The sequence below is a fragment of the Rhodococcus aetherivorans genome, assembly GCF_025722975.1.
Classification (GTDB): Bacteria; Actinomycetota; Actinomycetes; order Mycobacteriales; family Mycobacteriaceae; genus Rhodococcus; species Rhodococcus aetherivorans.
The window spans coordinates 1,278,615-1,304,030 of the sequence record NZ_CP106982.1 but is presented as its reverse complement, the minus strand read 5'-3'; the positions used below and the strand labels follow the sequence as shown (position 1 = coordinate 1,304,030).

The following is a 25,416-nucleotide window of genomic DNA, read 5'->3' as shown; positions in this document are numbered from 1 at the left end:
TTTTGTTCGATTCCTGGGCGTGAGTTCCCGCCGAACCACGGTCCCACCCGGGTCCGCGGTTCGGCGGGACTTGCTACATGTTGATCGGACGGCCCAGTGCGGCCAGAACCGATTCGTGCATCGCCTCCGATAGTGTCGGGTGCGCGAAGACGACCTCGGCGAGATCGTCGGCGGTCGCCTCCAGGGATCGAGCGATGCCGAATCCCTGAATCTGCTCGGTGACATCCGGGCCGACCATGTGGGCACCGAGGAGTTCGCCGCTGTCGGCGTCGAAGATCGTCTTCACGAAGCCGTCGGCTTCGCCGATCGCGCGCGCCTTTCCGGACGCCTGCAGATCGAACTGCCCGATCTGCAGGCGACGGCCGGTCGCACGCGCTCGTTCTTCGGTGAGACCGAGGCTGGCGACCTGCGGCCTCGCGTAGGTACAGCCCGGAACGTAGTCGCGGTCCAACGGCCGGACGTGATCCGCACCGGCGAGCCTGTCCACACACAGCACGGCTTCGTGGCTGGCCTTGTGGGCGAGGCAGGGTGCGCCCGCCACGTCACCGATCGCGTACACGCCGAATGCGGTAGTGCGACACCACTGGTCGGTGGTGACGAATCCGCGATCGACTTCGACACCGAGTTCCTCGAGGCCGAGACCCTCGACGTTGCCCTGGATTCCGGCCGCAACGAGAACTCTGTCCACGGTCGCTTCATCGATCGTTCCGTCGGCCGACCGGACGGCCACGGTGACGGCATCCGTGCCGACCGTCAGTTCGGACACCGAGGCGCCGGTGTGAATCCCGATGCCTCGCTTCTCGAACTGCCGCCGTACATGGCCTGCGACGGCAGCATCCTCGACCGGCATGATCTGCGGGGCCAATTCGACGAGGGTGACGTCAGTCCCGAGATCGTTGTACAGACTCGCGAATTCGACGCCGATGGCACCGGATCCGATGACCAGCAATGACTTCGGCAGCTCCGACGGGACCAGAGCATCGAAGTATGTCCAGACCCGGTCGCCGTCAGGCACGACACCGGGAACCGAACGCGGCCGGGCTCCGGTGGCCAGGATGACGTGGTCGGCCCGATACTCGGACACCGACTCGTCCGCGGCCGTCACTGCGACGACTCCCTTGTCGAGCAGCCGCGCCGACCCCCGGACGACGTCGATGCCGTTCTTCTTCATCAGGTAGCCGATGCCGTCGGACAGTCGCCCCGACACCGACCGGCTGAACTCGACGAGGCGTGCCATGTCGAATTCCACACCACTCGCACTGAACCCGAGCGGCCGAAGGTTCGCCAGCGTGTGGGCGACATCGGCACCGTGCAGCAACGCTTTGGTAGGGATGCACCCCCAGTTCAGGCAGATCCCGCCGAGCCGGTCCCGCTCGACGACGGCGGTGCGCAGACCGTGCTGCGCGGCACGGATTGCGGCGACATAGCCACCCGGCCCGCTGCCGACGACGAGGACGTCGTATTTCTCTGTCATGGTGTACCTCTCAGACCAGCATCAGCGCGGGTGACTCGACGAAACGCCGGAGTTCTCGCAGGAAGGTCGCGCCGAGCGCGCCGTCGATCACCCGGTGGTCGCACGAGAGCGTGACGGTGAGCATCGTGCGCGCAACGACCTGACCGTCGACAACGACGGGACGCTCCTGTGCGGCACCGACCGCGAGGATGGCGCCCTGCGGTGGGTTGATGATCGCGTCGAATTCCCGCACACCGAACATGCCGAGATTGGACACCGTGAAGGTGCCGCCCTGGAACTCGTCGACCGCCAGTTTCCCGGTCTTGGCCTTGGTCACCAGTGACTGCACCTCCCCGGAAATCTCGGCGAGAGTCTTGCCGTCGGCGCCGCGCACGATCGGGGTGATCAGACCCGACGGCAGTGCGACAGCCACCGAGATGTCGGCACTTGCATAGCGCAGCACCGACTGTGTCGCCTCGTCGAACTGAACGTTGACATCGGGCACCTTCCGCAGCGCCGCGGCACACGCCTTGACGACGAAATCGTTGACCGACAGCTTGACGGCCGGAACGGTTGCATTGATCTTTGCCCGCAAGGCCAGAAGATCGTCGATCTGCAGGTCCGCGGTGAGCCGGAAGTGCGGGGCGCTGCGTTTCGACTCCTGCAACCGCTGCCCGATCGCCTTGCGCATCGCGGTGAACGGAATCGTCTCGAACTCCGCCTCCGCGACGGGTTCGGGCGCTGCGACGACTTCCGGTTGCAGCCGGAACCGGCACTCGGCCTCGCGGACGTCGGCCTCACACACCCGGCCGCGTGACCCGGTGGCCCGGCAGTCGTGCAGGTTGATCCCGAGGGATGCGGCCAGACGTCGGGCCACGGGGGTGGCCGGGACGGTGCTGTCGTCCTCGAAGGAACGTCCCGGTATACCTGACCGCGTCGGCGACGGCGGTTGTGCGACGGTTCCACCGGCCGCCCGGATCGTGTCGTGGATGTCGGCAACGGAGATCCGGCCGTCCCGGCCGGTCCCCGTCACACGGGCCAGGTCGATCGACAACTCGTCCGCCAAGCGGTGGGCGTGCGGGGTCGCGAACACGTCACCGTTCGTCCGTCCTCGCAGGGCATCGGGAACGATCATCGCACCGGGCCGCTGACGGGACCCGGTGGTCGCCCCGGTCACCGGTACCGATTCGTGGGCCGCCGGCGCCGGCGGGCTGCTCTCGAGATCCGGCTGCGCGGGGGCGGGCTGTCCGGCCGGTGAGCGCCCGGACTCGGCCGGGGTCGGCACCTGATCCGCCCCGATGCCGGCGAGGAATTCCTCGATTTCGGCGTCGGAGACTGCAGCCTCGGCCGACACCGCCAGCACCGCACCGACCGGCAACGTCTCCCCCGGCTTGGCGACGACCCGTCGGAGCACCCCGTCGAACGGCGCCTCCAACTGGTTGGCGATCTTGCTGGTCTCGATCTCGCAGATCAGGTCGCCCTTCGAAAAGGACGCTCCCTCCTCGACCAGCCACTCCGCCACGGTGCCTTCCTCCATGGACAGGCCCCACTTCGGAACTTCGATCAATTTGATCTCACTCATGTCAGGCACTCACAACCTTGCGGACGGCGGCCTCGATCCGAGCCGCGTTCGGCAGCCACGCCTGCTCGAGGACCGGGGAGAACGGCACCGGAGTGTGCGGCGGGGTGACCAGTTCGATCGGCGCCTTCAGTGACCCGAAAGCACGCGTCGCGATCAGCGCGGCGACGTCGTGACCGAACCCGCAGCGCGCCGCGGACTCGTCGGCGATCACTACCCGGCCGGTGGACGCCACGGATTCGAGGATGCCCTCCTCGTCGAGCGGCGACACCGTGCGGGGGTCGACGACCTCGACGGAGATCCCCTCGGCGGCCAGCTTGTCCGCGGCGGCGTTGGCGGCGTTCACCATCGCCGACAGCGCGATGATCGTGACGTCCGTGCCTTCACGGGTGTAGTTGGCGACACCGAACGGGATCGTGTACGGCTCGTCCGGAACCTCGCCCTTAACGTCGTAGAGTGTCTTGTGTTCGCAGAACACGACCGGATCGTCGTCGCGAATCGACTGGATCAGCAGGCCTTTGGCGTCGTAGGCGTTCGACGGGGCGACGACCTTGAGGCCGGGAACGGCGGCGAACACGTTGTACGGTGACTGCGAGTGCTGAGCGGCGGCGGAGAATCCGGCGCCGATCATGCCCCGCACCACCAGCGGGGTACGGGCCTTGCCGCCGAACATGTACCGGAACTTCGCCGCCTGGTTGTAGAGCGCGTCGTAGCAGACTCCGAAGAAGTCCATGAACATCAACTCGGCCACCGGCCGCAGCCCGGTCAGAGCAGCGCCGGCTGCCATGCCGATGATCGCGGACTCGGTGATCGGGGTGTCGATGACACGGTCGGAACCGAACTCGGTCCACAGACCCTTCGTCACCCCCAGCACACCGCCGAACGCCTCCACCTTCCCGGACTCGAGTTCCGGATTGGTGCCGGCGTGACCACCGCGCAGGTCCTCACCGATCTGCACGACCGTCGCGTCCCGCTGCATCTCCTGTGCGAGTGCGGCCTTGATCGCTTCGCGATATGTCGTCTTCGACGTGGTCATTTTCGTTCTCTCTCTCAGTACGACACGTAGACGTCGGTCAGCAGGTTCGTCAGCGGCGGGTACTCGGCAGCTCGCGCCTTCGTGACGGCGACGTCGACCCGTTCACGAGCCTCGGCGTCGATCGCATCGAGTTCCTTCGCGGTGACCTTCTTGCCGTCGACCTTCGCGCGGAACTTCACCAGCGGATCCTGGGTCCTGCGGAGTTCGGCGACCTGGTCCGCGGTGCGGTACAGCTGGGCGTCGCCCTCGAAGTGGCCGTGCCAGCGGTGTGCCACCGCCTCGATGGTGGAGGGACCGCCTCCCCTGCGGGCTCGTTCGACCGCCTCGCGCGCTGCCTCGTGGACCTCGAAGAAGTCGGTACCGTCGACGGTGGTGGCGGGCATCCCGAACGACGCGGCCCGCCCAGCGATACTCGGTGTGCCGACCGCGTAGTCGCGGCCGGTGGCCTCACCGAATCCGTTGTTCTCGATGACGAAGACGATCGGCAACTCGAGCACGACCGCCATGTTCATGGCCTCGAACACGGTGCCCTGATTGGATCCGCCGTCGCCGGTGAACGAGGCCGCGACACCGCCGTTCCCCAGGGTCTTGGCGCTCAGCGCAGCGCCGATCGCCAGCGACGGGGCACCGCCGACGATCGCGTTCGCGCCGAGCATGCCGACCGACAGGTCGGCGATGTGCATCGATCCGCCCTTGCCGTGGCACAATCCGTCGTTCTTGCCGAAGATTTCGGCCATCATCCCGTCGAGGTCACACCCCTTGGCAATGCAGTGGCCGTGCCCGCGGTGGGTGGAGCCGATGTAGTCGGTGTCGTTCAGGTTCTCGCACACACCGACTGCGATCGCTTCCTGCCCCGAGTACAGGTGGATGAACCCCGGGATGTCGCCGGTCGCGTTCTCCTCGTGCAACCGGTCCTCGAATTCGCGGATCTCCGACATCTTCCGATACGCGCTCAGTAATGCACTCTTGTTCAGCGCCATTGCTCTCCTCTACTTTCTGTCCGAGGGCCGGCCGCACAGGTTCAGGCCCCGAGCGTGACGAGACTTCGGGACGGTTCTCGTCTCACGCCGTGTAACCCAGGCCACGAATGTAGGGAGAGGGGGCGAGCCCACTCAACGTTGCAGCGGATTGCAGCCCGGACCCCGCACGAGCACTCGCGGTGGCAGCCGGGCCGAGCGCCGCACGGAACGCGCGCGAGCTGGGTACCGCGCGCCCGAGAAGCAGGCACGGACTGGCGCCGCGCGAGGAGAGCATCCGACATCCGCTCGGCGCGGGGGTTGCTCCGGGTACTCCCGTCGGCACTTCATGCGCCCTGATCCGGCGGTGTCGGTAGTAAACCGGTGAAGACCGCTGTGTGCCTGGTGAATTCAGTGGTCGGTGGTCACACCTCCTCCACCCCGCGGATGGCAGCCGCCGTCACGAAGGCCACTTGGCTGGAATCCAGGTCGTTGCGCAGATCCTGATGTGTCCCAGCCGGGCCATCCGCTCGAACACCGGTGCAGCGGCGGCAGTGAAGTCGTCGAGCACGGCGGCCATGCGCCTGTGGTGCTCGGCCGACACGGCCTCGGCGATCGCATCCTCGGTCGGGTCGACCGCCCGCTCGCCATGCCCTCGTTGTCCCGCTGTTGCACGGGAACATCGTTGGTCACCACGAGCGCCTCGGAGGGCTCGGTTGCGACCGATCGGATGCGGTGCGGAACTGAGGCGTCGAACCAGCAGGTGTCACCGATCCGCGGCAATGACACCCGCCCGTCCGAAACCGAATTCGAGTGCACCGGCACGGACAGAAGTCGACTGGGAGTGCCGCGGACCGCGGCATACCGTATCGGCTGTTCCGCCGGCGGCCGCAGCCGATCCTCTACATGTTGGGCGCCGGATCACGCGCGCCGACGGTCTGGGTGCAGTCCGCCGGGGGCGGCGCAGGACGCGCCGACGAACCGCTGTCGGCGGTGCCCAGGCCGCGGTCTCGATCAGAGCTGGTGACCGCTGGCGCCGCTGGTCGCTAGAGCCACTGCCCGCTCTGGACCGACAGCAACCGGTCCATCGCGTCCGGGGACCACGTGCTCTCGGGCGGTTCGGGTGCCCTGCGGCCCCGGCGCGGGGCGCCGAGTTCCGGGTAGAGGCTGCGGGAGACCTCCCGGGCGGCATCCACCACGAGGGGCGCGACCCGCTCGAGCTGCGCGGTGCGGGCGTCGCCACACAGCGAGATCGCGGCGACCGGACCGTCGTGCCCGCGCACCGCGACGGCGACGCAGGCAACGCCGCGTACGGACTCGCTGCGCTCGAACGACAGACCGCGCCGCTGCCGGATCCGGCTGAGTTCCTGGTGCAGGGTCGCAAGGTCACCGATGGTGTGCTCGGTGCGGCGGGCCAGGCGCCGCTCGTACAGGTCGTCCACGCGTTCGGGCTCGAGCCACGCGAGCATCGCCTTGCCGCCGGCAGTGGTATACGCCGATGCCCGGCCGCCGACCCGCGAGGGCAGCGCCGCGGCGAAGCGGCCGCCGACCTTGTCGAGGTAGACGCTCTCGGCGCCGTCGAGGACGGCGAGGTGGACCACCATGCCGGTCTGCATGTGCAGCTCGTGCAGGAGCGGCGCCGCCGACGCCCGGATCTCCCCGTGGCCACCGTCCCCGCCGCCGAGACCGAGCGCCCGCCGGCCGAGGCAGTAGCCGAAGGATGCGTGATCGACCCAGTTCAGCTTCACGAGCTGATCGAGGATGCGGTGCACGGTCGAGCGGGGCAGCCGGGTGCGGCACGCCACCTCCTCCAGCGTCAGCCGCGAGGACCGGCCCTCGAACGCGTCGAGGATGAGTGTCATCCGTTCGACCATCGACGGCGGCACGTCGCGCCGCGGGGCGGAGGTAGCTGTCGGTTCCGTTGCTTCGACGACTGCCATCTGCGGCCTCCCGATACATCTGCTCCCGGGGTGGAAGCGGGAAAACTGAAATGAATTCTGAAAGTGTATCAGCTCACTCTCGCCACCAGTAGTGATCGGCGGCGCGAATCTCCCACCTGCGACCCTGACGCGCCTCGCGTCCGCGATCGACCCGGATCCCGCTCATCGGAACGTCGGCCGCGACGGAGCGATGCCGTCCGGTACAACGGACCGACACCCTCCCAGTCCCGGCAGCGGAGAGGCTCGCATGCGCATCGGAATCGTCAGCCCCGTCGTGGTCCAGCACCCCGGCGTGCACTCACCGTGGGAACGCGCCGCCGGCGTCGACGACCTCGTCCGGGTGGCCCGGACCGCCGACCGGCTCGGCTTCCACCATCTGACCTGCAGTGAGCACGTCGCCGTGCCGGTGGACATCGCGGACACCCGCGGAGGCACCTACTGGGACCCGCTCGCCACCCTGAGCTATCTCGCCGCCCGGACGCACCGCATCCGGCTCGCCACCCAGGTGCTCGTCCTGGGTTACCACCACCCGCTCGAGATCGCCAAACGCTACGGCACCCTCGACGTCCTCAGCGGCGGCCGGCTGACGCTCGGCCTCGGGGTGGGCAGCCTGCGCGAGGAGTTCGACCTCCTCGGCGCCCCGTTCGACGACCGGGGCGCCCGCGCCGACGACGCCCTGGCCGCGTTGCGCGCCGCGTTGTCCCGACGCCTGCCGGAGTACCACGGGTCCTATTACGAATTCCAGAACCTGCTCGTGGAGCCGCACGCCGTCCAACCCCGCGTCCCGCTGTGGATCGGGGGCCGCACGCTGCGCTCGCTGCGCCGCGCCGTCTCCCACGGCGACGGCTGGGTGCCGTTCGGTCTGCCCCTGCCCGACCTGACCGCGATGCTGGGCCGGGTGGACCTCCCGGCGGGCTTCGACGTCGTCCTCGACACCGGGGCGCCCCTCGACCCGCTGGGCGCGCGCGAGCGCACCGTCCGGTCCCTGGAACGCCGTCGCGAGGCCGGCGCCACCGTCGTGGGGGCGACCGTCGCCGCGACCGGCGTCGAACACTACTGCGAACAACTCGAGTGCCTGCGGGCACTCGGCACCGACCTGGGGCTGGACTTCGCCCCGGCCGAACCGTCCGAACAGGAGACCCGATGACCGACACCGCACAGCTCGTCCAGTCCCTCCTCGCCCGCGTCCAGCTCCTCGAGGACAAGATCGCCGTCCAGGAGATCGTCACCGCCTACGGCCCGGCCGTCGATGCCGGTGACGCCGCCGCGGTGGGCGAATTGTGGACCGAGGACGCCGTCTACGACGTCGACATGCGCACCATGAACGGCCGCGAGGAGATCATGGAGATGGTGCGCACGCGGCCGCACCAGGACTACATCCACGAAGGATGCGGACACCTCCTCGACCCTGTGCACATCCGGGTCGAGGGTGACACTGCCGTGGCCACCTGCCATTCGCAGCTGCTGCGGCACGACGAGAACGGCTTCCGCGTCTGGCGCGTAACGGCCAACCGCTTCGAACTCGTCAAGAACGACGGTCGGTGGCGGATCCGCAAGCGCACCGCACGGGTCCTCGACGGCCGCGACGAAGCGCGCGAGCTGCTCGCCCGAGCCGGCCGCTGACGTGCCCCGAAGACCGGGAACGGCCGGCCCCGGATGTGGGGCCGGCCGCTCCCGTGTCCGACGGCGTCAGGCGTCGACGGTCGCGTTCTCGAGCGTCGCCTTGGCCCACCGATAGTCCGCCTTCCCCGCCGGTGAGCGCATCACCTCGGGAACCGACACGATCGTCTTCGGGATCTTGTACCCGGCGATCAGGGTCCGGCAGTGATCGGCCAGTTCCGTGACCGAGGGCGCTTCCACACCGGGACGGAACTGGACGGCCACCGAGACCCGTTCTCCCAGTAGCGGATCCGGCACTCCAGCCACCACCGCATCGAGGACGGCTGGATGGCTCTTGACGGCCTCCTCGACCTCCTCCGCGTAGACCTTCTCGCCGCCGGTGTTGATGCACGCCGAGCCGCGGCCGAGTACCACGATCGAGCCGTCCGGCTCCACGGTGGCCAGGTCGCCGAGCAGGCACATGCGCACGCCGTCGCGCTCGGGGAACGTCGCCGCGGACTTGTCCGGGTCGTTGTAGTAGCCGAGGGGGACGTGGCCGATGCGCGCGAGGTAGCCGATGGTCTCCGAGCCGGGCTCGACCTCGGCCAGATCCGTATCGACCACCCGTAGCGTCGGCGACGGGGAGATCCGGGCACGGCCGTCCGAACCGACGTCGAGGGTGCCGGTCGCGCCTGCCTCCGACGAGCCGAACGAGTTGCGCAGGTAGACGTTCGGCAGCAGCTCCGCCAGTTGCGCGCGCACACTCGCCGACCACAGCGCCCCGCCGGAACCGATGACCAGCAGCGAACTCAGGTCGAACTCCTTGCCGCGTGCGGCCACCGCGTCGGCCAGCGGCCGGCTGATGGCGTCGCCGACCACCATCACGATCGCGATCCGGTGCCGTTCGATCAGGCGTAGCGCCTCCACCGGCTCGAACGACCGCATCAGCACCTGCTTCGCACCCGTGAACAACCCCATCAGCACCGAATACATCGCAGCCCCGTGCATGAGCGGTGCCGTGACGAGATAGGACATCGGGTGCTCGTTTGCCGCGGCGGCCGCGGCGAGATCGGCAGGGCTGCGGTGCGGTTCGCCGTACGGGTTGCCGCCGGCCAGCGCCGCGAAGTAGAAGTCCTCGTGCCGCCACATCACACCCTTGGGCATGCCCGTCGTGCCGCCGGTGTAGAGGATGTACCGGTCGTCGCCGCTGCGCTCACCGAAATCCCTCTCCGCCGAGGCGCTCTCCGCCGCCTCCGCATACCGCACCACGGTCGCACCCGCACCTGCCGCAGCCTGTTCGAGCGCCGCCGTCTCCGCGCTTCCGACGACGACGATGTGCCGCAGCCGTGAGGTGTGCGGCACGGCCTGCGCCGCGACGTCGGCGAACTCGTCGTCGAGCACGAGTGCCACGAGGTCCGCATCGGTGTAGAGGTGCACGAGCTCGGCACCCACGTAGCGGAAGTTGATGTTCACGGGTACTGCGCGAATCTTCAAACAGCCCAACATGACCTCGAGGAATTCGAGGCTGTTGCGCATGTGCAGGCCCACATGATCACCTGCGGTCACTCCGACGGCCGCGAGGTAATGCGCGACCCGGTTGGCGCGGGCGTCGAACTCGGCGTACGTCCGGGACTCGTCCCCGCAGCTCAGGGCCGTCCGGTCGGGTATCGCATCGACGACGGCCTCGGTGAGGTCGGCCAGGTTCAGAGACATCGCGGGTCCTTCCGGAGTTCGTGGGTGGGCGAGGACGCGCACGCCCACACGATCGTCGCGTGTGTGCCGCGGATCACAGCAGATTCAGTAGAACATATTCCTATTCCTGGATCAACGGCCGGATAGCGACGAACGAGGAGCCAGGCCACCAGCCTGGCTGCAGGATTCGAGGACCGCCTCCCACCCGAGGGACCGCGGTCCGAGAACACCCTTGTGCAAGCAATAGAATGAATACTAGTTTTCAGTCATCGTTCTGCATACCCGCACGGACACAAGGAGCCCACCATGACCCAGAACCTGACCCTCGACGGCCGCGCCGCCGTCGTCACCGGAGCAGGCGCCGGCCTCGGCCGTGCCGAAGCCCTCGCCCTCGCCGACGCCGGGGCCGCCGTCGTCGTCAACGACATGGGTGCCGCCGCCCACGACGTCGTCGACGAGATCCGCGCCGTCGGAGGCCGCGCCGTCGCCGTCACCGGCGACGTCTCGGACTGGGCACTCGGCGAGGAACTCGTCCGCACCGCGGTCACCGAGTTCGGCTCGATGGACATCCTGGTCAACAACGCCGGCATCCTGCGCGACAAGATGATCTTCAACCTGTCCGAGTCGGACTGGGACGACGTGATCCGGGTACACCTCAAGGGCCACGCTGCGACGTCGCGCGCCGCGGCCGTGCACTGGCGGCAGGCTTCGAAGGACGCAAACGGCCCGGTCTACGGCCGCGTCATCAACACCTCCTCCGAGGCGTTCCTGTTCGGCTCGGCCGGGCAGCCCAACTACTCGGCCGCCAAGGCCGGCATCACGGCCCTGACCCTCTCGACCGCCCAGGGCCTGTCGCGGTACGGGGTGCGAGCCAATGCCATCTGCCCCCGCGCCCGCACGGCCATGACGGCGGACGCGTTCGGCGAGAACAACACCGGTGCGTCGGGCCTGGACCCGCTCGCGCCCGAGCGAGTGGCCACCCTGGTCCGGTACCTCGCCTCCCCCGCCTCCGACGAGGTCAACGGCCAGGTCTTCGTCGTGTACGGCAAGATGGTCGCGCTCATGGAAGCACCCAAGGTCGAGCACCGTTTCGACGCCGCCGGTTCCGCGTTCACCGTCGAGGAACTCGGCGGACAGCTGTCGTCCTACTTCTCCGGTCGCGGACCGTACGAGACGTACTCGGCCTACAGTGTGGCCGAACTGGAGAAGGTCGCGCTGGCCACCGGTGAGACCGTCGGCGCCTGAGCGGAAGGACACGGTCGTGAAACTGAGCGGAAAAACCGCCGTCGTGACCGGCGGCGCGGGCGGGATCGGGCGCGCCGTCACCCGGGTGTTCGTCCGCGAGGGCGCGCGCGTGCTGTTCGTCGACGTCGACGACGACCGCGGCCACGCCCTCGAGACCGAACTCGTCGACTCCGGCGGCGAGGCGAAGTTCCTGCAGGCCGACATCTCCCGGCGCGAGAGCGCGGAGCGGATCCGGGACGCCGCCGTGGCGGCGTTCGGAGGCATCCACGTCCTGGTCAACAACGCGCACGCGTCCCGCCAGGCCCCGCTGCTCGAGCACACCGCGGAGATGTTCGACCTGTCGTTCGGCACGGGCTTCTACCCCACCGTGCACCTCATGCAGGCCTGCCACCCGCAGTTGAAGCAGGCCCGCGGGTCCGTCGTCAACTTCGGCTCCGGATCCGCCCTCGACGGCATGCCGACGCAGACGTCGTACGCGGCGGCGAAGGAGGCGATCCGGGCGGTGAGCCGCGTGGCCGCGAACGAGTGGGCGGCCGACGGCATCCGCGTCAACGTCGTGTGCCCGTTCGCCGCCACGGAAGGTGTGCTCGCCTGGCAGCAGGCGTTCCCCGACCGGGCGGCCGCCGCGGCGGCGAAGGTGCCCTTGCAGCGGATCGGCGATCCCGAGACGGACATCGCCCCGGTGGTCGTGTTCCTCGCGTCCGACGATTCGAGGTACATGACGGGCCAGACGCTGATGGCCGACGGCGGCAGCATCAAGTTGCGCTGACGCGGCCGGGGACGCCGGCCCGTTCCTCGATCGCACTGAGTGGGACACCGGGTCGCCGCCGGCCGGACCGCATGGGAATGTGAGCCGCACGGGCCCGCCGGCCGGTGTCGTACCCGGCCGGCGGGCCACTTCCAGACCGTCCCGCCGAGAGGCGGGAGATTCCATACCGTCCTGCCGAGAGAGGTTTTCGACCGCATGGCTTCCTCCTCCCCGCTGTTCCGCCCGCTCCGCGTGCGTTCGCTCGAACTGGCGAACCGCATCGTCATGTCACCCATGACGCGGTCGTACTCGATCGACGGCGTGCCGGGCGACGATGTCGCCGCCTACTACCGCCGGCGGGCCGAGGGCGGGACCGGCCTGATCGTCACCGAGGGGGTGGCCGTCGATCATCCGACGGCCGTGGACAATCCGCGGGTACCCCGCATGCACGGCGCGGCTGCGCTGGCGGGCTGGCGCCGGGTCGTGGACGAGGTGCACGCAGCCGGCGGGCGGATCGTCCCGCAGTTGTGGCACGTCGGGCCGCTGTGGGGCGCGATGAGCGCCGTGGACCCCGCACTGAAGCCCATGCGCCCCTCGGGCAGCTGGGGCACCCCGGGGGTCACCTCGTATTCCGCCGACTACGTCGCGCGGGCGTCGCGCCCGACGGAGGCGATGACCGAGCAGGACATCGCCGACGTGATCTCCGCCTATGCGCGCGCGGCGGCCGCCGCGGCGGAGGTCGGCTTCGACGGGATCGCGCTGCACGGCGGGCACGGCTACCTGCTGGACTCGTTCCTGTGGGAGGGCACCAACACCCGCACCGACGCCTGGGGCGGCGACCTCGAGCGCCGCACCCGGTTTCCCGCTGCGGTGGTCGAGGCCGTGCGCGCCGAGATCGGCGACGACCTGCCCATCGTGTTCCGTTTCTCGCAGCACAAGCAGCAGAACTACACCGCCCGCATCGCCGAGACGCCCGACGAGCTGAAGGTGATCCTCGGTGCTCTCGTCGAGGCCGGGGTCGACATCCTCGATGCGAGCATCCGGCGCTTCGACACGCCCGCCTTCGAGGGCAGCGACCTCTCGCTCGCCGGCTGGGCGAAGCAGCTGACCGGGGTCACGACGATGGCCGTCGGCAGCGTCGGCATCGGCAAGTCGCTGCGGGAGAGCCGGATCAGCGGCTCGGCACCGGTCGACGACAACATCCCCGAGCTCGAACGGCGTCTCGGCAGCGGGGAGTTCGACCTGATCGCCGTCGGCCGGCTGCACCTGGCCGATCCGGCGCTGGCGACCACCCTGCGCGCCGGGGGACCGCTGCCCGCATTCGACCGCGAGATCCACGAAGCGTCGCTGACCTAGCGCCCGGCACGGGCGGGTACGCGGCGGTGACGACAGGAGGCCCCATGGAATCCTCGTTCCCCGAGCAGCTTTCCGCTGTACTCGATCGGCAGCGCCGTGCGCCCGCGACCGCGCCGGCCACCGATCCCGCGCACCGCGTCCGGACCGTCCGCGCGATGATCGACGTGCTCGTGCGGCACCACAAGCCGCTGACCGAGGCGGTCCACGCGGACTTCGACGGTGTGCTGCCGTCGCACGTGGTCATGGACGACATCGTCACCTCCCTGACGGCGCTGCACCGCGTCCGGGAGTCCCTGGAAGGCTGGGGCACCGCCGCCCGTCCCACCTACCGGATCCCCGGACCGTCCGGAGCGCTGTGGCACTGCGGCCCCCACCACGACGCCGGGACGGTGGCCATCCTCGGAACCCGCACCGCTCCCCTGTTCTCGCTGCTGGGGCCGTGGGTCAGCGCGGTCGGCACCGGGCACCGTGCCGTCCTGATGCCGGCGCAGGGCCTGCCGCGCACCGTGCGTGTCCTCTCCGAGGCCGCCGAGTCCATGCTCGACCCCACGGACATCGCGGTGATGATCGGCGTCGGCGAACACGACGATGCGATCACCGCCGACCGGTTCGACCACGTGGTGATCACCGGCGAGCGCGCACCCGCCGGCGCCGGGACGGCGACCGTGCTGCGTCCCGGCGCCGCGCGATCGGTGACACCGCACCGCCGCACGTTCGCCGACGCCCTCGCCGCGACGTATGCCGCGCTGCTCCCCGCCGTCACCGAGAACGCCGGCCTGGTCGTGACCGTCACCGACCATCCGGGCACCTGCCCCGTCCTGCGCTTCACCCGCCCCGGCGCGGCGCCGTCCGGTCAGCGGGACGAGGGACGCGCGCCGGCCGGCGGGCGATGGAGAATGCCGGCATGAGCAGCCCCGTCGAGGACCGCCTCGCCCTCGCGGACGTCGTCGCACGGTATGCCCGCGCCGTCGACCGGCGCGATCCGACCGTGCTGCGCTCGCTGTTCGCCGACGACGCCGAGTTCGTGCAGCCGCCGGGACTGGTCCGTCGCGGGCACGACCCGGTGCTCACCGGAGCAGGGCCGATCGCCGAGGGGGTGCTCGCCGCGGTCGCGCACCTGCACTCCACCCGGCACGTCCTCGGCCAGCATGTGATCGACTTCGACGGCGACCGGGCCCGGGGCGAGCTGTATTGCGAGGCGCACCACGTGTACCCGAGCGGCGACGGATACCGGGACTACACGGTGTCCGTCCGCTACCGGGACGAGTACCGCCGCGTGCCGGACGGGTGGCGCATCGCGCGCCGGGAACTGGTCGTCGACCTCACCGCCGACCGCGAGGTGCGGCTGCTCCGATCCGCTACCGAGTGAAGGGAAAGCCCTTGTGACGCATACGGAACCGGCCCTGACGCTGACCGCCGCGGAACAACTGCTGGCCGTCGAGGAGATCAAGCGGCTCTTCGCCGCGCGGCTTCGCGTGATGGACACCAAGCAATGGGACCTGTATCCCACGCTGCACACCGAGGACGTCGTGAGCGAGACGTGGGGCGGCCTGCCCGAGGACACCCAGCCGCGGACCGGTGATCGCGCCAACCGGGTGGTGGGCCGGGAACCGCTGCGGCGCGCGATCGAGAACCTGCTCGACGGAGACACGCCGGTCACCAGCGCGCACCACGGTCACACACCCGAGATCACGCTCACCTCCGACACCACGGCCACCGGGATCTGGGCGATGGAGGACCAACTGTGGTGGGCGAACGGAGCGGTCGAGGAGCACCTGCACGGCTGGGGCCACTACCACGAGGAGTACCGGAGGGTCGACGGCGTGTGGCTGATCAGCTACCGCGCGCTCACCCGGCTGCGGCAGGTGCACACGCCCGGGTTCTTCGACTTTCTGAAACCGCTGTAGCCGCCGGCGTCACGGCCGCGACGCGCCGTGCTCACCGTGGAGGTGGGCACGCTCGCCGTCGTGGTCGAAGATCGTGAGAATCTCCACCGGACCGTCGTGGGCACCGATCACGTGCGGGACCATCGTCGAGAACGCGGCGGCCTCGCCGGTCCGCACGAGCACGGTCCGCTCGCCCAGCTGCAATCGGGCCGTGCCGGAGAGCACGGTGAACCACTCCCGGCCCGGATGCACCTTCGCCGCACCGGTTCCGGTGGCCCGGTCGGGGGTGATACGCATCTTCGCCACCGTCACGCCGTGCAGGGCACGTTCCCGGGACAGCAGCCACGTGGTCACCCCGGGCATGTGCTCGGGCTGCGGCCGGATCACCACGTCCTCGTCCTCGGCGGATTCGACGAGCTGATCGAGCGTGGTGCCCAGGGCCCGGGCAATCGGCACCAGTTGATCCAGAGCGATCCGGCGGTTGCCGGTCTCGATGCGGCTCAGCGTCGACGGGCTGAGCCGGCAGCGGGCCGCCAGCGAATCGAGCGACCAGCCACGGGCCAGTCGCAGGCCGCGGATGCGTCGGCGGATCACGGCGTCCAGATCGAGATCTTGCGTCATACGCAAGATGGTATGCCCTTCACGCATCGAAGTCGCTACCGTGGCAGCCATGACGCACGATCATCAGCCCCCCGGCAGCCGGCACGCACACCACGACCCCGGGCTGGCGGAACTACTGGACCTGGACGCGGAGGTACTGGGCTCGTACCTGGACGAGGTGACCGCGTGGGCCGAGCAGCACGCCCCGCAGGGGCCGCGCACGATCGTCGACGTCGGCGCCGGAACGGGCACGGGCAGCCTGGCGCTCGGGCGCCGCTTCCCCGCCGCCGAGATCGTCGCGGTCGACAGGTCGGCGTCGATGCTCGCACGCGTCCGCGCCGCCGCGGCCGAGCACGGCACGGCCGAGCGGCTCCGGGTCGTGCTCGCCGACCTGGATGCCGCCTGGCCCTCGATCGGTACGGTCGATGTCGCGTGGGCGGCCTCGTCGCTGCACGAGGTCGCCGACCCGGACAGGGTGCTGCGCGACCTCCACGCCGCACTGAATCCCGGTGGCCTGCTGGTGGTCGTCGAGATGGACGAGCTGCCCCGGTTCCTGCCCGACGACGTCGGGCGGGGCAGGCCGGGCCTGGAGCGGCGCTGCCACGAGGCCCTGGCGCGCGCGGGCTGGAACGCGCACCCGGACTGGCGGACCCACCTGGAGCGGGCCGGTTTCGAGGTCACCGCCCAGCGCAGCTTCACCGTGGCGGCGGCGCCGGCACCACCGAGCGCGGCCCGCTACGCACACGCCTACCTGTCCCGCATCCGCGCCGCGCTCGACGGCCGGCTGGCCACCGACGATCTCGAGACCCTCGACGCTCTGCTGGCGCCCGACAGCCCCGACGGTCTGCTGCACCGCGGCGACCTGACGGTCCGTGGCAGCCGCACCGCGTGGGCGGCCCGCCGCCGCTAGAGGGCCGCCTCCCGCAGCACCGTGACGAGCGTCGCGAGCCGGTCCGCGGCCCGGTCCGGATCGGGATGCACCAGGGTCAGCGGCACCATCACGTCGGTGACACCCACGGCGAGAAGCTCCTTCACCGCCTGCGCCGTCGCGGGCACGGCGATCTCGCCGGCCGAGTCGTGGACCACCTGCAGCCGTCCGCGGATCTGCAGGACGTCGGGATCGCGGCCGTCCCGCTCGAGCGCGCCGCGGAGCAGATCGCGGCCCCGGCGCAGCTCGTCCGGGCCGGCACCCATGATGGGAATCCACCCGTCGCCCCACCGGGCGAGCCGGCGGATCACCGGCTTCGACAACGACCCCGAGACCCAGACCGGGATGCGACGGCCGCCGGGACGCGGCGCACAGTACACGTCGGTGAACGCCACGCTCGGGCGCTGCACCGAGGCCGGGGCGTGCTCCCACAGCGCCCGGCAGGCGGCGAGCGTGTCGTCGAGCAGCGGGCCACGATCGGCGAATCTCAGTCCCGCGGCCTCGTATTCCTTATCCTGCCAGCCTGTTCCGACCCCGAGGTCGAGCCGCCCTCCCGACATGTGGTCCAGGGTGGCCGCGGTCTTGGCGAGCACGGCGGCGCCCCGCAGCGCCGCGATGATCACGCCGGTGCCGAGGCGAATCGTGCGGGTCCGGCCGGCGATCACCGCGAGCACGGTCATGGGTTCGAGCCACATCGCATCGGGTTCGGTGGCGAACGGTCCCCACGCGTAACCGGAGGTGTCGGCTCCCATCACGACATGGTCGGTGACGTTCACGCGGTCCACGCCGCATTCCTCGGCCCGGACCGCGACGTCCACGAGGTGGGCGAAGTTGTCGCGGGCCAGCACGTCGCCGAAATTGGGGAGATTGACGCTCAGCGTCGGGGGGAGGAAGTTCACGCGAAAACCCTTCGGGTGTAGAGGATCCGGTCAGGGCGACAGGGGACGATTGGTCCACGAGCCGTCGGCGCGCGGGAACCAGCCGCCGGCCGCGAGGCTGCCACCGTCGACGTGAACGGTGGACCCCGTGACGTAGCGGGAGAGGTCGGAGGCGAGGAACAGGGCCGGTCCGGCGACGTCCTCGGGGCGGCCCGGGCCGCCCAGCGGCGCCCACCCCGGCCAGCGGTGCCGGTCCGCCTCCGGCACGAGCCGCTCGTACGGCACCTGCGGCGTCGCGATCAGGTCGGGCGCGATCGCGTTCACCCGGATGCCGTGCCGGCCGACCTCGACGGCGAGACTGCGGGTGAAGTGCCGCAGCCCGGCCTTGTACGTGCCGTACACGACGTGCCCGGGAATGCCGCGGTGCGCCTCGACCGTGGTGACGTTGACGACGGAGCCGCCCCGGCCGCGGTCGATCATGCCCGGAAGGACGGCGCGGGTCATCCGCAGGGCGTGGTCGAGATTGGCGCGGGCCAGGGCCTCCCATTCGGATTCGTCGGCCTCCGCGAAGGGCGTCGACGGGCGGAGGAAGTCACCGACGTTGTTGACGAGTACGTCCGGGGCATGGCTCGCGGCCTCCGTCGCGACGGCCGGGTCCGCGGCGTCGCCGACGATCGGCACCACGCCGGGAATTCGGGCGGCCAGCCGCTCGGCCGCCCCACGATCGGTGTCGACGAGGACGACGCCGGCACCGTGCTCGGCGAACAGCCGGACGACGGCCGCGCCGATGCCGTTCGCCCCTCCGGTGACGATCGCCGTTCTTCCGGACAGCAGGGGATGCGACGTACTACTCGAAGCCGGAACGGTGGTCACCGTCGCGACGGTAGCTGCCGCGCCCCGAGGCGCCCCGGTCGTTCCCGGTGGCCGGGAACGGGACCGAGCCCGCGCGCCGGGAGGGCCCCTATGGACCGAAGCCAGGGGGCGGCACCCGCAGCCCGGTCTCCCGCCAGATGCGCGCCGCGTCGTAGTAGTGGTCGTGGCCGGCGAGATCTATGTGCCGCTCGGTCAGTCCCCGCTCCGGCGCGACGGCCACGGCCTCGTCGTACCCGAGACTGGTGCGGGGCAGGTCGAATCCGGCGTCGCGGGCGAAGGCCGACGCGAGGGCCCGCACACTCACCGGATCCGGGTGGGCGGCGTGCAGGACATCGCCGCCGGAGCCGGGGCGGGTGCCGCGGACCGCGAGTGCCGCGATCAGGCGGCCGAGATCACCGACCGAGATCACCGACAGCAGGGGGCGGCCGTCCTCGACCCAGGCGCCGAGGCGAGTGAGGATCTGCGCGATGCCGGGCACGAACCAGCGGTCTCCGGGCCCGTAGACGAAGGCGGCCCGCACCACGGTGCCGCCGTAATCACGCACGGCCAGTTCGGCCGCGAGCCGGCTCTCGCTGAGCACCGAGACCGGATTCGGCACGACGGCATCCTCGTCGACACCGCGGTGCGGGCCGGGACCGTAGACCCCGATCGTGCTGACGTAGATCACGTGCGGCCGGTGCTGCCGGGCCGCCGCGGCCAGGAGGTTCCCGGTCCCGGCACGGTTCACCGCGTCGCACGTCTGCGGGTCCGATCCGGTGTAGGAGGCGGCGTGCACGATCACGTCGGCGGCGGCGACCACGGCGTCCAGGGACGACGGTTCGGTCAGGTCCGCCGCGGCCCTCCGCGTCGCGGCGGGGGGCAGCTCGTCCGGCCGTCGCGCGACGGCCGTGCAGGGCACGCCGGACGCCGTGAGCGCCGCGAGCACGGCGCCCCCGACGAAGCCGGTGGCGCCGATCAGCGCGATTCGCAGGGGTTGCGACGAACCTTCGTCGCGGCGGCGGTCCATTACTGTGGGTACCATTCGGCCGGGTGGGGGAAACCCGATGGGGTTCGTCACGATGCACCTCGTCGGAACACAGGGTGGGAACGGAGTGAGGACGGATGGCTCAGCAAGCGCGGGCGGTGGCGACCAGGCAGCAGATCGTTCTCGGCGCGGCCGAGAACTTCGAACGGTCGGGCTACGAGGGCGCGAGCCTCGGCGCGATCGTCGAGAGCTCGGGCATCACCAAGGGCGCCCTCTACTTCCACTTCCGGTCGAAGGACGAACTCGCCCAAGTCGTCATCGAGGAGCAGCATCGCATCTCGATCGCCGCGGTCGAGGCCATCGCGGGCCTCGACATTTCCGCACTCGAGCAGATCGTGATGCTCTCGCACGAGATGGCGCGGCAGATGATCGACGAGCCGATCGTGCGGGCCGGCATCCGCCTGACGCTCGAACTCAGCGCCACCGACGGTCCCACCGGCCCGTACCTGGACTGGATCGCCGCCTGCGAGAAGCTCACCGAGCAGGCGATCGCCCAGGGCGACATCCTCGACACGATCGACGCGGCCATGCTGGCCCGGTTCGTGATCTCCGCCTACAACGGCGTCCAGCTCGTGTCCAACGTCCTCACCCACCGGCAGGATCTCGAACAGCGCCTCGACGAGATGTGGATCCTGTTGCTGCCCGCCGTAATGCCCGCAGACCGCCACGGTGAGATCCCGCGGATCCGTCGGGCCCGCTGGACGCCGCCCGCCGACTGAACGCCACGCGGCGGTCAGCATCGTGACCGATCCGGTGCGAGCCGCACCGTGCCGGTCGCCAGCGCCTCGCCCCACTGCTCGACCGAGGTCCGCACGGTCCACGGATCGTGCGGATCGATCCGCGCCACCACGTTCGCCCGCTCGTCCAGTTCGACGAACCGGTGGTAGGCGGCCTCGATGAGGTCGACGTCGGCGTGTGGGCGGCCGCATGCGGCGCGGGCGCTCTGCCGGAACGCCTCGAGGACGAGCATGCCGGGAACGTGATCGCTGGGGTGGTCGAACAGGACCGGATGACGATCGTCGACCCGCAGGCGCCAGCGGTTCTCGGCGTACTGCGGACCGAGCACGACGTCCAGTGGCCGGGACTGCCCGACGACGGCGGGGGGAATCGCCGGGGGGCAGACGGGATCCCCGATCGTGCGCGGGCCGGTGCCGTTCCAGCGCAGCCGCTGGTAGTCGTCCGGGGTGAGGACGTTCGCCACTCCCTGTCCGGTGCCCACCTGCCGTCCGCCGACGACGAACACCACCGTCAGATCGAACTGGGACAGCAGCCCGCCGCGGTACACCGGGTCCTCCAGGCAGGCGTCGAGGACGACCTCCGCGGCGCCGGTACCGATGGCGAGCGCCTGCACCGCCGCGTCCACCCGCAGGGTCTGCATGACGAACGGATGACCGAGGGGAACGCGATATTGCGTGTGCCCCAAGTAGATCGCCGTCTGGCGCAGGGTCTCGGCGATCAGCATGGTGTCGTATCGGCCGGTTTCGGTCCGGTAGAAGCCGTGCAGCCGTGGCCACTGCGCGCCGAGCAGGAATCGATGGTCGGCGCCGGCGGACGTGCAGTCCGTCAGGAACACCTCCGACACCGATTGCCGGTGGACGTACCGCCTGGGCACCGTCGACTCGAAACCGAGGACGGGACTGTTCCGGGGCACTGCGTCCGCATCCACGGTCATTGTCGCTTCTTTCATTGCAAACCGGCCGGACTGCTTTTATCGAGGGACTATAGACGACCCGGACGAATCGGAGCACGCCCGTGTCCAGTGACTGGATCGGACGCCGGGAACGGCTTTCGTCCCCCGTCGGTCGCTCGGATGAATTCTTCGAATCCAACAAACCGATCGACCGGTTTATGGTAAGGTGTCAGGCAGTCGGGAAACAAATGAAACAAATGAACAGGGTCGGCCGTCGAGCACGCGGAGGGGTGTTCGCGCGGCAGGCCCGAGGTCACAGCACCTCCGCGCCGCCGGGACTATACGAGGGGTAGCCCCTGCGGCGCGGAGGCGTGTCTGCGTTCACATCCCGCCACCCGAACCCGGGTGCCTCACTTGCTCGGAATGCGACTTCGCGCTTCGGCGAGCTGATCCTCGAGGTAGACGATCCGGCACGCCGCGTCCACCGCGGTGCCGCTGTCGACCAGTTCCCGCACCCGCGCGACGAGCCGGAGCTGGTTCCGGGAGTAGCGGCGGTGACCGCCCCCGGAACGGTGCGGCACCACGAGGCCCGTGTCGTCCAGACTGCGGAGGAAGGCAGGAGTGACCCCGAGCGCCGCAGCGGCGCGACCCATGCTGAAGGCGGGGTAGTCGTCGTTGTCGAGTTCGTTGGTGACCGCGGGAGCGCGGTCGGGTGTGGGATCCACGTGCCCTTCGTTGCTACGAGAGGGAACCCCGGCACATGGGGCGCCGGGGTTCGTGACGGTTACGACAGTGCCGGCCTCGACCGGCACGAGGAAATGACATACACGAGTTCGCAATCCCGAGGGATACGCATCACCAGCCTCTCGCTCTGCTCTCCGGTGGCGACGTGGTCAGCCTCCACAGAGTCCGCCCGTCGCGTCGTCGGGGCGGAGCCGCAGAACCGAGTGCGGCTCCGCCCCCTCTGCAACTTCCCCGGCAACCCGTCGGTTGCCCCTCTTCCGGATCCTTCGCGTTGACGTCCTCGATGTTATCGGCCTCGATGCCGAAAGTCTACTGTTTCGACTGTAGATTTTCTCGTCGCGTCGAGACGTCCGGAACGGCCGACCGAACCTGTCGGACCGGTGCGGCACCATGAGCACACCGCCGCCGGAAGGAACGCTCATGACCGAGATCCTCGACCTGGCACCGGCCGCCCACGAGATGGCACGGCTCGTCGGCGCGCTCACGCACGAACAACTCGCCCGTCCCACCCCGTGCGCGGGCACCACCATCGGGGACCTGGTGGATCACGTGGGCGGGCTGTCCCTGGCATTCACCGCCGCCGCCGGGAAAGCCGTCGGCGACCACACCGGGCAGGGACCGTCCGCCGACGCGTCCCGGCTCGGCGACGACTGGCGCACCAGGATCCCCGGGCAGGTCCTCGCCCTCGCCGAGGCGTGGCGCGATCCCGGCGCATGGACCGGAACCACCCAGGCCGGCGGCATCGATCTGCCCGGTCACGTCGCGGGGATCGTGGCGCTCGACGAACTCGTGATCCACGGCTGGGACATCGCCACCGCCAGCGGCCGGAGGTTCTCCTGCGATCCCGCCGCGCTGGCCGCGTGCCTGTCGTTCGTCGCCGCGACCACCGACGAGGAACGCGCGGCCGGCGGGCTCTTCGGGCCGGCGGTCGCGGTTCCCGACGACGCCCCGGACCTCGATCGTCTGATCGGACTCAGCGGGCGTGACCCGTCGTGGCGGCCACCGCCCGGCCCCTCGGGCCGCCCACCGCGGGCCCCGGAGGGCGGGCCGGGCTAGGCTCGGCCGGCCACCGGCTGCGCCCCGCCCACCGAAAGGAACGTGAGCCTTGTCCGAGACGGACCGCCGCCCTCCCCGTCCGGACCTTCTGGCCGACTGCGGCAGTTGCTTCGGTTTGTGTTGTGTGGCTCTGCCTTTCGCCGCATCGACCGATTTCGCGATCGACAAGGAGGCGGGCCGGCCCTGCCCGAACCTGCGGGACGACTTCCGCTGCGGCATCCACCGGGACCTGCGGCGCAAGGGGTTCACCGGGTGCACCGTCTACGACTGTTTCGGCGCCGGCCAGAAGGTCTCACAGGTCACGTTCGGCGGCGCGGACTGGCGTCGCGCGCCGCAGACCGCCCGGCGGATGTTCGACGTCTTTCCCGTCGTGCGCCAACTGCACGAGCTGCTCTGGTATCTCGACGAGGCGGTGTCCCTGCCCACCTCCGGGCCGCTCCGCGCGGACCTGCGCGGTGCGCGTGCCGCGACCGACCGGCTGACCCGCGGCGACGCCGACGCCCTCGCCGGACTCGACGTCGCGGCGCACCGGCAGGAGATCAATGCCCTGCTGTTGCGCGCGAGCGAACTCGCCCGGGCCGCCGTGCCCGGCCGGAGGAAGAACCGCCGCGGCGCGGACCTGCTCGGCGCGAAGCTCCGGCGCGCCGACCTGCACGGTGCGAACCTGCGCGGCGCCCTCCTCGTCGCCGCGGACCTGCGCGAGGCGGACCTGCGCCGGGCCGACCTCATCGGCGCCGACCTGAGGGACGCCGACCTGCGCGGCGCCGACCTCACCGGATGCCTGTTCCTCGTCCAGTCACAGGTCGATTCCGCCCGGGGCGACGCACGTACCCGGCTGCCCGCCACAGTGGCCACACCCGAGCACTGGTAGCGCAACGGGCGAATCGGGCCCGTTGCTCGCGAAAGCCCTCGATCCGGCCGCGATCGGGTGTGCAATAGGTCCCATGAACATCCCCGACCTCCTTCCCACAGACCGCCGCCGGATGGCTCGTGCTGCCGTGGATTCGTTGGGCAGCCAGCGCAGCGACCACGCCCTCGTACGCGTGAAGTGCCCCGCCAGCCACAACGTCGCCACCGTCTACCGCACCCCGGAGGGGCCGGTGCTCGTCGCCGGCGGTGGTCCGACGGCGCACGGCAATCGCGACCGGTCCGAGACCGCGCACCACGGCGGATCCCTCGGGTCCGAGTTCGTCGACACCCTCGAGGCGACCCAGTTCGAGGACGACGACGTGCCCGCGCGCTGCGCGTGCGGTCCGCACACCCTCTCGCGCCAGGACCTGCAGGCCGCGGTCCGCTCGCACACCCGCACCGTCACCCTGGCCTGAGCCGGACCCGATGAGCACCGCCGACAGCCGGCGCGACCGCGGCGTCGATTCCGGCGGCCGGGACGTCGAGCTCGAGCTTCGCGACGTGAGCCTGGCCGGCACCCTGACCGTCCCCGCCGGATCGGACGGCCTGGTGATCTTCGTGCACGGCAGCGGCAGCAGCCGGTTCAGCCCGCGTAACCGGTACGTCGCCGGGGAACTGAACGCCGCCGGCCTGGGCACGTTGCTGTTCGACCTGCTGACCGCCGGCGAGGAGGGCGACCGCGCCCTCGTCTTCGACATCGAACTGCTCGCGAGCCGGCTCGGCGAGGTGACCGATCTCGTCCGCGCGGAAGCCGAGTGGATCGGCTACTTCGGGGCCAGCACCGGCGCCGCCGCGGCGCTGTGGGCCGCCGCCGATCCGGACCGGGAGATCGCCGCCGTCGTCTCCCGCGGCGGGCGACCCGATCTGGCGATGCCCCGGCTCGGCCGGGTCCGCGCCCCCACGCTCATGCTGGTCGGCGGCCTGGATCGCATGGTGATCGAACTGAACCGGCAGGCCGCCGCGGCCATGCGGTGCGAACACGAACTGCGGATCGTGCGCGGGGCGACGCACCTGTTCGAGGAACCCGGCACGCTCGAGGTCGTGGCACAGCAAGCGCGGGACTGGTTCCTCGATCACCGCCCGGCGCCTCCGGCCTGACCGGCGCGCAACATACACGGCGTCGGATCTCTCTGCCGCTCCGGGGAATTCGGACATCGAAGACGGAACGCCCGGGGGCACCGCACCGACTCACCGGCCTGCGCTGGGCAAACACGGGTACGGTGGACACGACGGCACAGTCCTCGTACTGTGACGGAGGACACAAACTCGGGTAACTGCCGAACC

The 25,416-nt window shown here is 70.4% G+C and carries 26 protein-coding genes; 14 read left to right on the top strand and 12 right to left on the bottom strand.

What is annotated here, in order from left to right; translation table 11 throughout:
- Positions 1-73: 73 nt before the first annotated feature.
- The 5 genes from lpdA to OCS65_RS06115 all read right to left on the bottom strand — a co-directional run bounded on the left by lpdA (position 74) and on the right by OCS65_RS06115 (position 6,964).
- Positions 74-1,474: a dihydrolipoyl dehydrogenase gene (gene lpdA, locus OCS65_RS06135; RefSeq protein ID WP_006944224.1), complete on the bottom strand. Its 1,401-nt coding sequence runs from the start codon at positions 1,472-1,474 to the stop codon at positions 74-76.
- Between the two features lie 10 nt (positions 1,475-1,484).
- A complete protein-coding gene (locus OCS65_RS06130; protein ID WP_044476366.1) occupies positions 1,485-3,035 on the bottom strand; it encodes a 2-oxo acid dehydrogenase subunit E2 in 1,551 nt (516 codons plus the stop codon).
- 1 nt (position 3,036) lies between these two features.
- Positions 3,037-4,068: an alpha-ketoacid dehydrogenase subunit beta gene (locus OCS65_RS06125; RefSeq protein ID WP_006944221.1), complete on the bottom strand. Its 1,032-nt coding sequence runs from the start codon at positions 4,066-4,068 to the stop codon at positions 3,037-3,039.
- 14 nt (positions 4,069-4,082) lie between these two features.
- Positions 4,083-5,048 carry a thiamine pyrophosphate-dependent dehydrogenase E1 component subunit alpha gene (locus tag OCS65_RS06120; protein WP_006944220.1) on the bottom strand — a complete coding sequence of 322 codons (966 nt, stop codon included), beginning with the start codon at positions 5,046-5,048 and terminating at the stop codon, positions 4,083-4,085.
- A 1,022-nt stretch (positions 5,049-6,070) separates the two neighbouring features.
- Entirely contained in the window at positions 6,071-6,964 is an 894-nt protein-coding gene (locus OCS65_RS06115; protein WP_006944211.1) for an IclR family transcriptional regulator, read from the bottom strand.
- A 247-nt stretch (positions 6,965-7,211) separates the two neighbouring features.
- On the opposite strand from OCS65_RS06115, the gene OCS65_RS06110 reads away from it, so the two are divergent.
- Complete coding sequence (locus OCS65_RS06110; RefSeq protein WP_006944207.1) at positions 7,212-8,111, top strand: TIGR03619 family F420-dependent LLM class oxidoreductase; 900 nt, start codon at positions 7,212-7,214, stop codon at positions 8,109-8,111.
- Positions 8,108-8,587, top strand: coding sequence for a nuclear transport factor 2 family protein (locus OCS65_RS06105; RefSeq protein WP_029545981.1), 480 nt, complete (start codon positions 8,108-8,110; stop codon positions 8,585-8,587). Before OCS65_RS06110 ends, OCS65_RS06105 begins: the two co-directional genes overlap by 4 nt.
- A 66-nt stretch (positions 8,588-8,653) precedes the next feature.
- On the opposite strand, the gene OCS65_RS06100 is transcribed toward OCS65_RS06105, so the two are convergent.
- Positions 8,654-10,276, bottom strand: a complete 1,623-nt coding sequence (locus tag OCS65_RS06100; RefSeq protein ID WP_006944202.1) for an acyl-CoA synthetase — start codon at positions 10,274-10,276, stop codon at positions 8,654-8,656.
- 285 nt (positions 10,277-10,561) lie between these two features.
- On the opposite strand from OCS65_RS06100, the gene OCS65_RS06095 reads away from it, so the two are divergent.
- From OCS65_RS06095 to OCS65_RS06070, 6 genes are all read left to right on the top strand, one after another.
- A complete protein-coding gene (locus OCS65_RS06095) occupies positions 10,562-11,500 on the top strand; it encodes a 3-oxoacyl-ACP reductase (protein WP_006944199.1) in 939 nt (312 codons plus the stop codon).
- Between the two features lie 16 nt (positions 11,501-11,516).
- Entirely contained in the window at positions 11,517-12,269 is a 753-nt protein-coding gene (locus OCS65_RS06090; RefSeq protein ID WP_006944197.1) for an SDR family NAD(P)-dependent oxidoreductase, read from the top strand.
- A 195-nt stretch (positions 12,270-12,464) separates the two neighbouring features.
- Positions 12,465-13,604, top strand: a complete 1,140-nt coding sequence (locus OCS65_RS06085) for an oxidoreductase (RefSeq protein WP_006931588.1) — start codon at positions 12,465-12,467, stop codon at positions 13,602-13,604.
- A 44-nt stretch (positions 13,605-13,648) separates the two neighbouring features.
- Positions 13,649-14,512, top strand: coding sequence for an aldehyde dehydrogenase family protein (locus OCS65_RS06080; protein WP_029545984.1), 864 nt, complete (start codon positions 13,649-13,651; stop codon positions 14,510-14,512).
- Entirely contained in the window at positions 14,509-14,973 is a 465-nt protein-coding gene (locus tag OCS65_RS06075) for a nuclear transport factor 2 family protein (protein ID WP_006931591.1), read from the top strand. Before OCS65_RS06080 ends, OCS65_RS06075 begins: the two co-directional genes overlap by 4 nt.
- A gap of 13 nt (positions 14,974-14,986) precedes the next feature.
- Positions 14,987-15,511: a nuclear transport factor 2 family protein gene (locus OCS65_RS06070; protein ID WP_029545986.1), complete on the top strand. Its 525-nt coding sequence runs from the start codon at positions 14,987-14,989 to the stop codon at positions 15,509-15,511.
- A 9-nt stretch (positions 15,512-15,520) separates the two neighbouring features.
- On the opposite strand, the gene OCS65_RS06065 is transcribed toward OCS65_RS06070, so the two are convergent.
- Complete coding sequence (locus OCS65_RS06065; RefSeq protein WP_029545988.1) at positions 15,521-16,111, bottom strand: helix-turn-helix domain-containing protein; 591 nt, start codon at positions 16,109-16,111, stop codon at positions 15,521-15,523.
- 49 nt (positions 16,112-16,160) lie between these two features.
- Between OCS65_RS06065 and OCS65_RS06060 the strand changes: the two genes are divergently transcribed.
- Positions 16,161-17,000: a class I SAM-dependent methyltransferase gene (locus tag OCS65_RS06060; RefSeq protein WP_037201157.1), complete on the top strand. Its 840-nt coding sequence runs from the start codon at positions 16,161-16,163 to the stop codon at positions 16,998-17,000.
- Here the strand turns inward: OCS65_RS06060 and OCS65_RS06055 are convergent.
- The 3 genes from OCS65_RS06055 to OCS65_RS06045 form a co-directional block, all read right to left on the bottom strand.
- Entirely contained in the window at positions 16,997-17,917 is a 921-nt protein-coding gene (locus OCS65_RS06055; protein ID WP_006931597.1) for a TIGR03619 family F420-dependent LLM class oxidoreductase, read from the bottom strand. The two genes, OCS65_RS06060 and OCS65_RS06055, sit on opposite strands and share 4 nt — an antisense overlap.
- A gap of 30 nt (positions 17,918-17,947) precedes the next feature.
- A complete protein-coding gene (locus tag OCS65_RS06050) occupies positions 17,948-18,769 on the bottom strand; it encodes an SDR family NAD(P)-dependent oxidoreductase (RefSeq protein WP_006931599.1) in 822 nt (273 codons plus the stop codon).
- 88 nt (positions 18,770-18,857) lie between these two features.
- A complete protein-coding gene (locus tag OCS65_RS06045; RefSeq protein WP_051359213.1) occupies positions 18,858-19,775 on the bottom strand; it encodes an NAD-dependent epimerase/dehydratase family protein in 918 nt (305 codons plus the stop codon).
- A 95-nt stretch (positions 19,776-19,870) separates the two neighbouring features.
- Between OCS65_RS06045 and OCS65_RS06040 the strand changes: the two genes are divergently transcribed.
- Complete coding sequence (locus tag OCS65_RS06040; RefSeq protein ID WP_006931603.1) at positions 19,871-20,512, top strand: ScbR family autoregulator-binding transcription factor; 642 nt, start codon at positions 19,871-19,873, stop codon at positions 20,510-20,512.
- A 14-nt stretch (positions 20,513-20,526) separates the two neighbouring features.
- On the opposite strand, the gene OCS65_RS06035 is transcribed toward OCS65_RS06040, so the two are convergent.
- Complete coding sequence (locus OCS65_RS06035; RefSeq protein ID WP_029545993.1) at positions 20,527-21,465, bottom strand: ScbA/BarX family gamma-butyrolactone biosynthesis protein; 939 nt, start codon at positions 21,463-21,465, stop codon at positions 20,527-20,529.
- Between the two features lie 368 nt (positions 21,466-21,833).
- Positions 21,834-22,148, bottom strand: coding sequence for a helix-turn-helix domain-containing protein (locus OCS65_RS06030; RefSeq protein WP_029545995.1), 315 nt, complete (start codon positions 22,146-22,148; stop codon positions 21,834-21,836).
- A 439-nt stretch (positions 22,149-22,587) separates the two neighbouring features.
- Between OCS65_RS06030 and OCS65_RS06025 the strand changes: the two genes are divergently transcribed.
- From OCS65_RS06025 to OCS65_RS06010, 4 genes are all read left to right on the top strand, one after another.
- Positions 22,588-23,223 carry a TIGR03086 family metal-binding protein gene (locus OCS65_RS06025; RefSeq protein WP_029545998.1) on the top strand — a complete coding sequence of 212 codons (636 nt, stop codon included), beginning with the start codon at positions 22,588-22,590 and terminating at the stop codon, positions 23,221-23,223.
- 124 nt (positions 23,224-23,347) lie between these two features.
- A complete protein-coding gene (locus OCS65_RS06020) occupies positions 23,348-24,094 on the top strand; it encodes a pentapeptide repeat-containing protein (protein ID WP_006931611.1) in 747 nt (248 codons plus the stop codon).
- Positions 24,095-24,206: 112 nt separating this feature from the next.
- On the top strand, positions 24,207-24,548 hold the full coding sequence (locus OCS65_RS06015) for a hypothetical protein (protein WP_230304533.1): 342 nt from the start codon (positions 24,207-24,209) through the stop codon (positions 24,546-24,548).
- A 10-nt stretch (positions 24,549-24,558) separates the two neighbouring features.
- Positions 24,559-25,230, top strand: coding sequence for a dienelactone hydrolase family protein (locus OCS65_RS06010; RefSeq protein ID WP_029546002.1), 672 nt, complete (start codon positions 24,559-24,561; stop codon positions 25,228-25,230).
- Positions 25,231-25,416: the final 186 nt, after the last annotated feature.